Raw genomic sequence first — 13,101 nt, forward strand, 5'->3', positions numbered from 1 at the left:
CGGAAGGGTCGAGCGCAGCCACCTCACCGACGATGAGGAGTTCTACTTACCTATGATCCTCTGCTGGAATGATACCGACCAGTTCCTCAAATCGGCTCAGGCTTGGCAGTATGTCTACAACCTCAAAAGACCGCACTTCGGCAAAGGCATGGGCGGTCTCTCCCCTCTTGCCAAACTACAATCCCTAGGCTACAATCACCTCGATGATAACTTCATCCTCTTCCCTGTCATCCTTCTTGATGAACTCAACCCACTTATACCTGGTAACAATCTATTGACCATGGACAAGATAGTTGTTTTGTTCTGAAGCCTACGGCAGAAATACAAATCCTTTCACGAACCAAAGAGGAGCTTTTTGCAAGACGCTCCATGGCGTTTTTCATGGTCAGAGGGAGTCGATCATCCAACCCAGATATCCTGCCAGTTTATTGAAATCACATTCGGTGTAGCCGACATGCCATTCTTTGTTCCTGTTTGCCGCGCTGTACCATATGCGAATGCGGTTATCGAGGGAGTCATAAAGGAAGGTGCTGCGGTAAATTCGTTCCGAATCCCAGCCGTCCCTGGTGGGCATAAGTATGGGCTTTGAGCAAGCCTGCCAGCTTCTGCCGTTCTTAGATCTCGCCAGGTAAAGCCCTGTTGGAACTATCTTGTCCGGGGCCGAATTTGTTTCTACCCATACCTTTTTCGGGAAGTCATAAACGCTCAAGGAATCATAGCAGCATAGAAGCGCCCAGAATTCCTGATAATATTCAATATAAGCAACATCCAGATGCCATATGACTTTCTGAGGCAGATTCACTGAAAGGGTCTCAGGTTCGCTCCAGACGTATCCGTCCGCGGATTCCATGAATTCTAAGGCGGAGTTAGAGGAGGCCCATCCACTAGTCCTTACTGCCCACATGTAGAAAAAATCCTTGCCGTCCTTGTTTTTCTTGATGACAATCGCAGGAGAGACAAAAAAATTAGGGGTTTCAAAAACAACCATAGGTTTTGACCAGACGATTCCTTCTTTCGATGCCGTCAGCTTAAGATAGCTCTCTCTTGGACCCCTATCTATATAGTAAAGAAACAGCTCTTTCGTTGAAGGATTGTTTCTCAAATCTGGATCGCAGTTAACGTAATGGGACGCCGAATCAAGCGGGTTTTCGAGTCCGTCCGGAACCTGCCACGACAAGCCGTCCTGACTGACGGCGACGCTTGGATTCTCGTATTTTCCCTTCTCGAAAGGATAAGGCGTAAAAGCCATCCAGTATCCCCATCCTTGCCAGCCGTCATTAAAAAAAAGGATATCAGGATGGACTACCTGGCCCGAACCCTCATAAGTCGGTATCTCCAATGGGCGCAAAGCATTCCTGATGGGTGATTTGTTCGTATATGTTTCTGCTCCGGTCATCAGGAAATGGCAAATCAAAAAATACGTCAACATGAGCTCTGCGGCTTAACCGATAAGTACAAAGGCAGGTTTACCGGACTCAATTAACCACGATTGGTAATCCCCAGATTACGGAAGACCACTCTCCTGTAGCCGTCAGGATGCTTTTGAGGCTTATTCCGATAACATAAATACGTTGCAATCCCTTTTTCGAAAAAGCTAAGCTTATTCCATCAGTGTACGGTATCCATCCGCCTTCGCCTTTTACATAGAGAACAATGGTGTCGGTTTCTTTAGGGTATACTCCTGCAATAGAAATGCTTTGACCTGAACTGATGGAAACGAACTTAGAGGGTTCATGCAGCCCGCGAATCCCATAGAGAATAGTATCAGCCGGAAAGATTACCGTGAGATTCTTTGAACCGAAATCAAGCTTCAAGCTGTCAAGAACAGGAGATGCAGAAACATCAGGAGACTGACCATCGCATCCTCCTGAATATTTTGCTATGCGCCATTTTGAATCACCGCCTAGTGAGTCAAAGAAGATGGCGTTCCTCGAAGAATATCTGAGAGCCTTGGTGAAAGACGTATCGAGGGCCTCAGGTAATTCGCTGCCCTGTGCAAAAAAGGAATCGACAGAGAGTGTAATCTGTCCCTTAAGCGTATCATACACATAGCCCGTCACTGTCGTATCCACAGCCGACTCAAACTTGTATGCAAATACCGAATCTGTGAGCGAAAAAGAAAACTCTTTAACAAGGTAACGATTGTATGAGGTATCGCTTTTGATCTGTTCAATTAGTTCCGCGGGAAACGATATGCTTATGGCTGATGAAGGAATAAAATCTTTTGAACTGAGGAAGCCTTTCTGCGGTTCCACGAGTTCCATGATGGCTAAGCTGTCATCAGCGTTCCAGAGCCAAGCCTCTGGTTTGGGCTCTTCACAGCTTGAAAAAATAACAAGCATTGGGACGATCACAAAAATCGGATAAAGGTATTTTTTCATATTTCATTATATGCAAAAAGGGGAGAGCGTGCAAGCTCTCCCCCATTCGTTTGACTTTTCTAATGGACTACAACAATACGTCCGCTGGATGTAGAGGATGGGGTCTTTAAGTTGTAAAAGTAGACCCCTGAGGGGAATCTCGATGAATTCCAGGTTATAGTACCCTGGTCTACCTTACCCGAAACTACGGTTTCGACGAGTGCACCCGAGGCATCAAAAATCCTTAGGCTTGCGCTGGTCAAGGCAGCATTTATCTTGAAGGTCACGGCGCCTGTGAAGACCCCTTTCTCAAGCAATTCAATAGAAGCAGTTTGCGGTTCGGGGTTTTCCTTAATTCCGACAAGTTGTAATTTAAGGTACATTACAGGATTAAGGGTTTGAGTAGGATCTCCGTAAACGAAGTTTTCCGCAAACTTGTCTTCAATGTATGTGATGTGGAGTATGTTGTCGGTTCCGACTATAGGCCATATAGAGACAGAGGCTTCGTCGCTGCAGGCGCCAGGTCCTGCATCAGGCGTATGGGTGTTCGTCAAGTTTGTAAAGTACGCAGCGTATGTTCCGAGGTCGGTAGAATCAAAGTCCTCGATAGGACGCCACGTATTTCCGTAGTCGCCGGAAACCGAGACGAAGATATCCATGTTTACGTATCCTGCAGCGCTTATATCGAGAGTGTCGGTTTGACCCTGCCATACGCATACGAGTTTAGAACCCCATCTTGCAAGGACGGGCAGTATGCATCCGATGTAGGGACGGTCAGCGTCGCCGCCTGTCGGAGGCGTTGTAATATAGCCCCATCCCCAGAACGAGTCAAGCGGGCTTTCCCATGGGTTCCCCCCTCCATTAGTTGGTATTACATTCATCCTGCCGGATACGCCTGCGGAAAACTGCTTCGTGCCGCTTGCCCAGTGAACGAGACGGATTGCATTCCTGGGTATCCAGCTGAAGTGTTCTAAATCCGGCGTGCTGATGTAGCCTTCAGCCATAATAACGTGAAGTAAGCCTTTGTCATCGTATGAACCTGTCAAGTTCATGCCGTTGTAGACGCCCCATAGGCGGAAGTCCTCATCAATTATTGCTTCATCAGGGAAACGGTCTTTGGTAATTATTGTTGCAGCCCCCCATGTTTTCCCGGCGTCGGTCGATTCGCGGTAGCCGTAGTGACCGAAGTTGTAATAGACGGTGTCGTTTCCCGGATATTTATACCCAAGGATATACAATACCGCAATTTTTTTCCCGTCAGGAGATACTGTAATACTTCCCTGGTTTACTGTTCCATTTGTTATTGTTGTCCAGTTGGAGAAGGTTTTGCCCTTGTCGGTGGAACGGCAGTAATAAGTCTCTTCACCGTCATACTGATAATCATTTACAGACTGGTGAGCCTTAATATGGATAACGTCATCGGCTCCGATTTTTATATCCGGCCACAGAGGCTCTTTCCCAGCAAGGTACTGAAGCCTTTTTGAGGAGAATGCGCCCAAAATAGGGGCTTCATCTACTGTAACACAACAATAATTGGATGTATCAACCCCAATGATTTCGGATTCGTGGTATGCGATTACCGCTCTGCCGTCGGAAAGGACCCCGATAGTCGGGTAACCGGCTCTTAAAGCGCCGGATATCTTTACGCTTGGCTTGAACGCGAACTCGCCTTTATCCGGAAGCCAGACATTGTACATGACGGCGCGGCTGTTGTAAGCTCCGCCGGAGAGAGGGTAGTACATGTAGGTGAAGTGTACGTTGCCGCTCTTATCCACTGCCACGCGCACGCCGTCGTCCCACCGTTGAACGTCATAAGCTGTGGTTCCTATTTGTACTCCAGGAGATGCTATAATAAAAGGATTGTTTGCAGAAGACGCGTCGTGTTCGGGTTCATTATCGCTTTTGTGCAGGTCAACGGATGAGATTTTTGAGGTGGCAATAGACTCAGGCGAATAGCCTGAAAGAGCCGCCACAAACATGACACACATAGACACTATGAGTTTTCTAAGCATTTTAACCTCCTTAGCTCATAGTTGCGGACTAGCCGGTTATGACTCCAGCAGCCCCTGTTTTTAACCATCCGATTCAGACCATGGTAGCGTCTAAATCTGTATTATTATAAACAAAAAGGGAGAGCTAGCAAGCTCTCCCTTTTTGGAATTATTATTTTTTTATTAATGAATTACTACAAGGCGACCGGTGGATGTCTTGGCAGAAGTCGAGAAGGAGTAGAAGTAGACGCCAGCAGGTACGTCGCTTGCGTTCCAGGATACGTTGCCTGAGCTTACGCTGCCTGAAACTACGGTTCCAACGAGGGCTCCGGTTGCGTCGTATATGTTAAGGCTCGCTTTCGCCGCAGGAGCGTTAATCTTGAAGGTTACGGAGCCTGTGAATGGTCCGCTTCCTACAAGCTCGATGCCGGATGCTGGAACAGGAGATTCTTCTACGCCTCCTTCATCCGTGTTCTTTCCAACTTTAAGGCCAGTCTTGGCCAAATACTTCACAGGGTTGTCGGTCTGGGTTGGATCGCCGTAGACGAAGGTTTCCGCGAACTTGTCTTCAACGTACGTGATGTGGAGCTTGTTGTCGGTTCCGATTATAGGCCATATCGAAACCGAGCCTTCGTCGTCGCAAGCGCCAGGTCCTGCATCAGGCGTATGCGTATTCGTCAGATTTGTAAAATATGCAGCGTATGTTCCGAGGTCGGTAGAATCAAAGTCATCGATCGGACGCCACGTCTTTCCATTGTCGTCTGAAACCGAGACGAAGATATCCATGTTTATGTAGCCGGCTGCGCTTATATCGAGCGTGTCTGGCTGTCCTTGCCAAACGCATACGAGGTTTGAACCCCATCTGCCCATTATAGGCAGGATGCAGCCCATGTAGGGCCGGCTGCCGTTGGCTCCTGTTGGAGGAGCTGTAATATAGCCCCAGCCCCAGAACGAGTCAAGCGGGGTTTCCCAGGGATTGCCGTCGCCAGCCGTGGGTATTATATTCATCTTGCCGGAAACGCCTTCGGTGAACTCATTGGTTTGGTTATCCCAGTGGACGAAACGCATCGCGTTTCTGGGTATCCACTGATAACTTGTGGGTTCGGGAGTGCATATCCAGCCCTCGGAGACTATTGCATGCAGAACGCCATTGTTGTCGTATGTCCCCGTAAGGCTCATGCCGTTGTAGGTGCCCCATATACGGAAGTTTTCGTCGACAATAGCCTCTTCAGGATAGCGGTCCTTTGTGAATATGACTTTAGGCTTCCATGTAGCTCCGCCATCCGTAGATTCGCGGTATTCAAAGTTGCCGAAGTTAATCCAAAGCGTGTCGCTTCCCGGGCTCTTGAAGCCGGTAGGCCAGAGTACGGCGACTTTTTTGCCGTCAGGAGAGACCGAGAGGCGTCCGTCCTGAATAGCGTCGTCGCCTATTGTCGTCCAGTTAGAGAAGCTTGTGCCCTTGTTTGTGGAGCGGCAGTAGTAGATTTCGCTTCCGTCGTATCCAATGTTCTTGCTTTGGAGAGCCAGTACGTGGATTACATCGTCGGAACCGATCTTGACGTCGGGCCAAATACCCAACTTATCGGTCTGCACCTGAAGCTTCTTTGTCGAGAATGCGCCCAGCATAGGCGCTTCGTCAATCGCGACCACGCAATAATGCGTAGTATCAACGCCTACTATCTCGGTTTCGTGGTATGCGACTACCGCTCTGCCGTCTGCAAGAACCGCGATAGACGGATAGCCGGCCCTTAAAGCGCCCGACACTTTAATGCTTGCCGGGAAGGCAAACTCGCCATCGGCCGCTTTCCAGACATTGTACATGATGGCGCGGCTGTTATAAGTTCCGCCGGAGAGCGGGTAGTACATGTATGTAAGGTGCGCGTTGCCGTCTTTATCCACGGCCACGCGTACGCCGTCGTCCCAACGCTGTGCATCGTATGCAGTTGTGCCGAACTGCTCGCCCAGCGAGGACATGAGGAACGGATTGATAGGCAGAGAGGTAACGGGGTCAGGAGTGTTGTCAGAAAAGTTGAGAGCGCTTGCCGGTGTTAGTTGAGAGGTGACCGCCGATTCTACAGGGAATCCGGCGAAAGCCACGACCACCAACGCGAACGTCAGCACCAAGAGTTTTTTTAGCATAGCTTTCCTCCTTAGCTTAGCTTATTGATTTAGACGGATTGCACAGATCCTTAAGGTTGTGCAACCGCCTGATTAGCTTCTTTAAATGTAGACAGGTTGCAGTTGCAAGGAGAGGCAGGAACATTATACTAATCCCATCCGAGGTACAAACCACTACAACTTCTGTCTTTTTCCTCAGTTATGCTCCATGATTTGGAGTTGTGATTCTCATTATCTCGCTTTTTACTGGTCCGTCAGCCTGAAGTTGAATGGGATGCTCACCGGAACCTTGACCGGTACTCCTCTCTGTTCTCCAGGCGAAAACTTCCATTTACGCGCAGCGTCCGTTGCCGAGCGGTCCAGCTCCGGATATCCGGATGATTTAGTCACTTTTACTTCGCCGACCGAACCGTCCGGATAGACAATAGCTTCTACTATTACCTGACCTTCATAACCGGCGCTTTTGGCGATTGCAGGGTAGTCAGGTTTAGGGGAATACTGAGGCGCAGGCTTCTTTTCAACCTTGTAGTAAGGCACAATAGGTATCTCCACAGCCTCTTCAGGTTTCGAGTAAATCTCTGCGAACTCCGTTTGCGCTATGGTTGCGGCTTCAACCTCGGCTTCTGTCTCCGCTTCTACAGGCACGGCAGGCTTAGCCTCGGGGGGAGGGGCTACAAGGTTTTCGACTTCGAGGTTTATGTCTTCAGAGATGATCGCCTTTTTGGCGGTTCTCTCATATGGCTTAATGTTAAGCTGTTGAGGCGTAAGAGCGAAAAGAGCGATGCTTATCAGCAGTGCGCCTATCAAACCCCATCGGATGTTAAAGGGGTAACTTGTCTTGATGTCTGCTACGGCTTTTGCATTCATTTCTGCTCCTAAAGATTTTTGAATTGAGTGGAGAAGGTCAGCTTGAGAGCTTTTACCTCCTTCATCTTTTCGATTAAATCGCTTACAAGTCCGTAGCGAGCGTCTTTATCTACGCGCAGAAGCACAACGAGGTCGGGTTTGTCAACGAGTTTGCCCTGAATTACGCCGGCGAACATCTCGTTGTTTGGGATAATCTTATCATCTATCGAGATGGAATTGTTTTTATCTATCCAGACGTTTGTTGTGTTGCTGCGCAAGCGAATTCTTTGCGTAGCCTCGGCTTTTGGAAGGGTTATCTTTAGGCCCTTTTCGGAGCTGAAAACCGTCGTTACCATGAAAAAGAGTATCAGAAGGAACGCGATGTCGGACATAGAAGAAGTGGGTATCTGCGCCGAAGCTTGCGATCTGCGAGCCAGTTTCATTGTCCGCCTCCTTCTTCTTCAGAAAGAGGAATAAGACTGATACGGGTGGCTTTTGCCATCTTTACCTGGTCTAAAACATCTATCATCACATTGTACGGCGCAAGTCTTGACACCTTGATTGCCACTGAAATAGAGTCGTTTGTCCGTTTAAGCGCTTTTTCTACGGATTGCCGAAGCTCCATTAAGTCGTTATAGGGAGTCAGCTTGCCTTCTTCTTCCACGAGGACCTTGCCTGTCGGAGAAACAAGTATCTGCATGATATTTCGTCCGGCGATCTTGACTTGCTCGCCCTTCTCGGGAAGGAGCATGGTAAGACCCTTCTCGCGGGCAAAGATGGTTGCGGTCATGAAGAATATTATGAGAAGGAAGGCGATATCAGACATTGAAGAGGAGGGTATTTCAGCGGCGCTTTTCTTTCTCTTCCTTAGAGAAACCATTATTTACCTCTTCTCAGCTCTTCAGGAGCCCCTTTTCAAGCAGATGGTCCACAAGTGAGGTCGCAGCCTGTTCCATATCGCGGGAGTAGCGATCGGTCATCTGAGTGAAGAGGGTGTGAAAGATAACCATCGGCGCCGCGATAGCAAGCCCTGCAGCAGTCGTTATCAGCGCTTCGGAAATGCCCGATGCGACAACGGACGGCTCCACTTCACCGGCTCTTACGATTGCTTCAAATGCGCCTATCATACCCGTAACCGTCCCAAGGAATCCGAGAATCGGCGCCAGAGTGGAACTCATGGCGATCCATATCATGCCTCTATCAAGGAACGCCAGTTCTACTGCGCCGGCTGCTGCCATACTTTCCTCAACAAACGAACGACCCAGTTTGACCTTAGATAAGCCAGCAGCCAGAATCTTTGACACGGGCTGGGGAGTAGAATCGCAGAGGTCCTGCCCGCCTTTTAAACCATCCTTGTCAATGGCGGCCTTAACCTGTTCCATGAACTTCAAAGGATTGAGACCAGCCTTTCCCAGAAGGGTGATTAGCCTTTCAATTACAAATGCCAGTCCTATCAAAGCTACGAAGAGTATGGGCCACATTACAGGCCCGCCTTTTTGCCACAGATCGATCATTATATAGCCTCCTTTAAGGGCTTCTTTAGTACTTCATTTTGAGTATAATCAATGCATCTTGCTTGTCAAGTGCTTTTGGTGCGGCGAATCGAAGGTTAACTCAGATCAATCCAAGCATTTCCAGAAGGAATCTTGAAGGTTTCGTGGGCTGCCCGAATCTGTAGCCGGGCAGAGATGCAAATAGATATTTTTTTGCGCGACTTAAGGCTACATAGCAAAGTCTGCGTTCTTCGCTTAGACTCGTCTGGGAGTTTGCGTTCCTTGCCATCGGAAAGAGACCTTCTATCATGCCGGTAAGGAAAACGGCCTTCGCTTCGACTCCTTTTGCCGAGTGGGCTGACATGAGTTTCACCTTGTCATTGTTCCACTCAGCTAGTTCCAGATCCTCAAGCAAGTCTATGCGGTCGATAAACAGATTAGTTTCTCCTTTCCCGAAGACCGATGCAATTTTCTTTAATTTGTCTAAGGCGTCCTTGGCTGGTGGCTTAAGAAATAGCCTTTGGGTTGGTTTAGATTCCGAGATGAAATCAAGGATATCGGCAGGAGAAAGCTCATCCGCTCTTTTCGAAACCTCAATCAGACTGGAGAGAAACTCCTTAACGCCCGATTTCGATCGCACCCTAGTTTCCTTTGATAGCGATGGAAAGCCGTCCTCAAGGATAATACTATTTGTTCCGGGATTCAGCTCCAGGAGCCAGTACAAGAATTCCAAGTCTGTTTTCTTCATATCCTTGCCGATAAAGTTCAGTGTTTGGATGAGATAGCGAATTTCAATTCTTTCAGCTAAGGATTGTGAACCTATTATTGTAAAAGGAATCTTTTCCTTAACAAAGGAGTCCTCAAATACTTTGGAGTAAGAATTCGATCTGAATAATACTATGCAGTCGGAAGGCTTAAAATCTTCTTCATTCAATAGTTGTGTTATTCTGGATGCAGCATATCTTGCTTCGTCTTTCTGATCCCTTGCCTTGTAGAACTCAAAAGAACCCGGCTCCAGGGCAAGCGTAAGTTTAGGGAGCGTCGAGTCATCGGTTGAATGTGCCATTAAATTCGAGGCCACCTTGCTAATCTCCTCTCCGAATCTGAATGCTGCGTTAAGTTTAAACTCCTTAACGTCCCCAAAAGATTTTCGAGAGGCGTCGATAAAGCGCGAATCCGCCCCCCTCCAGTTGTAAATAGCCTGCGCCGGATCGCCTGTAAGGAAAAGCCCGGTTTCAGGTCTTGTTAGAAGATTTAAAATCCTAAACTGCTCTGCATCGATATCCTGCAATTCGTCTACGAGAATATGACTGAACCTGGCTTGCCATTCAGAACGCGCGTCGAGATATGTTTCAAGTATCGACGCTGAGTAGAGAATAAGGTCGGTAAAATCGAGACCGTTTTTACCCTCAAGTATCGAAGCGTAATCCTTAAAGAACCTCGTGAATTCGCTTCCTTCAGGACCATCGGGGGTGTCATCTGGTCGGGTTCGTTGTCTCTTAACGCGTTCAACTTTATTCAAAAGCTCACGTGTTTTGTTTTTACCCCACCTACCAGCCATAATGTCGAGCATATCCTCAGCAGAAACAATCTGGAACTCCTCAGACAGATTGATCCGCCAGCCCTCGCTTCTTAAAAATCTCAGCGCAAAGGAATGAAAGGTTTCAACCCATATCCCAGTCATCAGTCTCGCACAGAGCTTTTCGAGTCTTTTAAGCATCTCCTGAGCCGCCTTTCTTGAGAAGGCGAGAAGCAGCGTTTTTTCAGGTTCAATACCTAAAACGTCGATAAGATGATGAGCGCGATGAACGAGTAGCGTCGTTTTACCGCTCCCTGCTCCTCCAATTACGAGAAGCCTTTGATTTCCTGAAGAAACGATACCGGCCTGCTCAGATGTCAGATTGATACCCTCCCCGGTTTCTTTTACAGCAGGCAATCGCAGCGATTTAATCTTCCGACCATCAGGCCTTAGAGCAGAAATTACATCAATTGTATGGCTGGGTCTCCTGGAGGCGTCTTTTTCAAGCATCAGGTTCAAAGATCTTTCAATATGCCGCGGTATTTCACTCCTCAATACGCTCGGGGGTTCAGGGGCTTTCTCGAAGACGCTTGAACGAATTTCGTCGAAACTTTTTCCCTTAAACGGAAGCGTGCCTGTAAGCATCTCATATAAAATCACTCCGGCGCTCCAGATATCGGATTCCTTAAGAAATCTTCCCTGCCACGCTTCCGGAGCCATGTAGTATGGCGTTCCTGCTACGGATGCCGCAAGAGAGCGTTCACTCATAAACCTTGAAAGTCCGAAGTCGGCAACTTTAACATCACCTTTTTCGGAAATCAATACGTTTTCGGGTTTCAAGTCACGGTGAACGAGCCCCTTTTCATGAGCGTATGCGAGTGCTTCAAGTATCCTAAGCTCAATCCTCAGAGCATCCGAGATATCCATGCGACCCTTTTCGAGCGCTTCCCTAAGCGAAGAACCATTAACATACTCAGTAACGAGAACGAACTGATCGTCAATCTTATCTGCGGAGTAAAAACGAACAATGTTAGGATGAGAAAGCGAGGCGAGAAGGCGCGCCTCGCCCATTAGCATCCTTACGTCTCCGGGTCTCATTCTCGACACCTTCAGCGCGAATTCAAGCTCAAGCAGGGTATCCTCGGCAAGGTAAACGTCGCCGAACTGACCTCCGCCAAGCCATTTGACGATTCTGTACTTGCCAAGAAGCTGTCTTATCAATTCAGCGCCGGGAAAAAAGAGGCTTGCAGTATACAATCATCAATTACTAGCGCGCGTCCAAGAAGTTCGGAATCGCTGAAACGCAGCTCTTTACCCGATGAGACACCCGCAAACCCTTTTCCTCTCAACCCTTGTATTCTATTCAGGATTTTTCCAAGATTTTTCTTATCGGGTGGTTTGCTGGATGATCTTTGCTCCATAGCATCCAGCGAGTAGCCTCTCAGCAGTTTCGGAAGTAGACGTTTGAAGAGAGAGGTAGTTGCCGAATATTCGATTCCGAGAAGTTTCAGACCCGATGTAACTATCATCCCCCTGGCTCCATCCATAGCCTCTGGTTCAATCAAGTAACGACCGGTTTCTTCCTTAAGTGCTGATGATATGTCGTGAAAGGATGAAGTTCCAGATGATACTTCAAGGCTAGTAAGTTTGCGGGTAACCTCATTCCATACTTCCTTCTGAGGCGCTTTATAATTCAACCCTTTGCTCAGCGAGTCATTGACTCCTTTGCAGATTATTGAACGCAGACGCGGGTGTGCGCTTGTAAAGCTTCCTTCGAATCCGCTATCCCCATCCCATCTGCCCTCCTCGATGCAGGCTACAGGCATTTGTATATTTGTTTTTGCAGGAACGAGCGCCGCCGTTGTGGTTATCCTTGTCTGTCTGGCGCCAAAGATCTCCTCTCCGTCTAAGAGAAAAAGATCGTCTTCGTCCATATTGTCGATACGAATCTTGTCTATAATCGGCGTATCAAGTTCGTTCACGGCTACCGATCCTGCCCCCATCCCCTCTTCAAGAGTAATGAGGTTCTTTTTCAGTAAGTCTTCGCCATTCGTCATGGGGAATACGGAGAGATTTCTTGCGAACAGAGGATCTTCAATCTTCAGACTCCCGAAAGCCTCAGCTATCGTCATGAATTTCTCCGAGTTCATCATCAATGACTAATGCCATTTCGTAGGCGTCCGAGGAGTCCTCGTAGTATCGGGAGCGCATCCTGAGAATCCGGAAACCGAATTTTTCATAAAGCCGTATAGCCGCCAGATTGGTTGTTCTGACCTCAAGAAAAATATATTTCGCCCCAGTTGCTCTTGAGCGTGCAAGCGTTTCCTTGATGAGCAGGGCGGCAAATCCTTTCTTTCGTTCTCGAGTATCCACAGCGAGATTGACTATATGCATCTCATCGGCAACCGTTCTTACGAAAAGATAGGCTTTCAGGGTGTTTTCTTCCTCGAGCGCGAGCGACAGAGAATGCTCAAGAAGCAGCTCCTCCTCGAGCATCTTCATTGACCACGGCGACGGAAAGGATTCTTGTTCAATCTCGTAAACCCTAGCGAGATCGGCATTAACCATTGGTCTTATTTTCATGGTGTCTGGCATCCGGCTTCCTCAGGTATAGAGGTTCAAGAATCTCAGGGTCACAGGCCTGGTCTTTCATATCGCAGGCAAGAAGAGCAAGCGAAGCTGCCGAAGGGATTACTTCTTTGTCTTTAGCGGTCGCCAGTCTTGAGCCGAGGGACTGGGTTATCTCCGCTTCGTATCTTGCAAACCCTGGGCCG

General features: G+C 48.2%; 13 protein-coding genes. 1 reads left to right on the forward strand and 12 read right to left on the reverse strand.

Annotated elements, in window-relative coordinates; all coding sequences use genetic code 11:
* On the forward strand, positions 1 to 307 hold a 307-nt coding region (locus tag GX441_05065; GenBank protein ID NLI98015.1), incomplete at its 5' end, for a transposase.
* 78 nt (positions 308 to 385) lie between these two features.
* Here the strand turns inward: GX441_05065 and GX441_05070 are convergent.
* From GX441_05070 to GX441_05125, 12 genes are all read right to left on the reverse strand, one after another.
* Complete coding sequence (locus GX441_05070; protein ID NLI98016.1) at positions 386 to 1,396, reverse strand: hypothetical protein; 1,011 nt, start codon at positions 1,394 to 1,396, stop codon at positions 386 to 388.
* A gap of 79 nt (positions 1,397 to 1,475) precedes the next feature.
* Positions 1,476 to 2,381: a hypothetical protein gene (locus GX441_05075; protein ID NLI98017.1), complete on the reverse strand. Its 906-nt coding sequence runs from the start codon at positions 2,379 to 2,381 to the stop codon at positions 1,476 to 1,478.
* Positions 2,382 to 2,440: 59 nt separating this feature from the next.
* Positions 2,441 to 4,372: a T9SS type A sorting domain-containing protein gene (locus GX441_05080; GenBank protein NLI98018.1), complete on the reverse strand. Its 1,932-nt coding sequence runs from the start codon at positions 4,370 to 4,372 to the stop codon at positions 2,441 to 2,443.
* 162 nt (positions 4,373 to 4,534) lie between these two features.
* Positions 4,535 to 6,490 carry a T9SS type A sorting domain-containing protein gene (locus GX441_05085; GenBank protein NLI98019.1) on the reverse strand — a complete coding sequence of 652 codons (1,956 nt, stop codon included), beginning with the start codon at positions 6,488 to 6,490 and terminating at the stop codon, positions 4,535 to 4,537.
* 222 nt (positions 6,491 to 6,712) lie between these two features.
* Positions 6,713 to 7,336 carry an energy transducer TonB gene (locus GX441_05090; protein NLI98020.1) on the reverse strand — a complete coding sequence of 208 codons (624 nt, stop codon included), beginning with the start codon at positions 7,334 to 7,336 and terminating at the stop codon, positions 6,713 to 6,715.
* Between the two features lie 8 nt (positions 7,337 to 7,344).
* Entirely contained in the window at positions 7,345 to 7,758 is a 414-nt protein-coding gene (locus tag GX441_05095) for a biopolymer transporter ExbD (protein ID NLI98021.1), read from the reverse strand.
* On the reverse strand, positions 7,755 to 8,195 hold the full coding sequence (locus GX441_05100; protein ID NLI98022.1) for a biopolymer transporter ExbD: 441 nt from the start codon (positions 8,193 to 8,195) through the stop codon (positions 7,755 to 7,757). Before GX441_05100 ends, GX441_05095 begins: the two co-directional genes overlap by 4 nt.
* Before the next feature lie 13 nt (positions 8,196 to 8,208).
* Entirely contained in the window at positions 8,209 to 8,829 is a 621-nt protein-coding gene (locus GX441_05105) for a MotA/TolQ/ExbB proton channel family protein (protein ID NLI98023.1), read from the reverse strand.
* Between the two features lie 100 nt (positions 8,830 to 8,929).
* Entirely contained in the window at positions 8,930 to 11,548 is a 2,619-nt protein-coding gene (locus tag GX441_05110; GenBank protein ID NLI98024.1) for a UvrD-helicase domain-containing protein, read from the reverse strand.
* On the reverse strand, positions 11,545 to 12,459 hold the full coding sequence (locus GX441_05115) for a hypothetical protein (protein NLI98025.1): 915 nt from the start codon (positions 12,457 to 12,459) through the stop codon (positions 11,545 to 11,547). Before GX441_05115 ends, GX441_05110 begins: the two co-directional genes overlap by 4 nt.
* Positions 12,446 to 12,922 carry a ribosomal protein S18-alanine N-acetyltransferase gene (gene rimI / locus GX441_05120; GenBank protein ID NLI98026.1) on the reverse strand — a complete coding sequence of 159 codons (477 nt, stop codon included), beginning with the start codon at positions 12,920 to 12,922 and terminating at the stop codon, positions 12,446 to 12,448. The genes GX441_05115 and rimI overlap by 14 nt, the downstream gene beginning before the upstream one ends.
* A partial coding sequence (locus tag GX441_05125) for a hypothetical protein (GenBank protein ID NLI98027.1) occupies positions 12,888 to 13,101 on the reverse strand: 214 nt, incomplete at its 5' end. The genes GX441_05125 and rimI, both read right to left, overlap by 35 nt.

Source organism: bacterium, assembly GCA_012517375.1.
Classification (GTDB): Bacteria; Hydrothermota; Tepidihabitantia; order B3-TA06; family B3-TA06; genus JAAYVC01.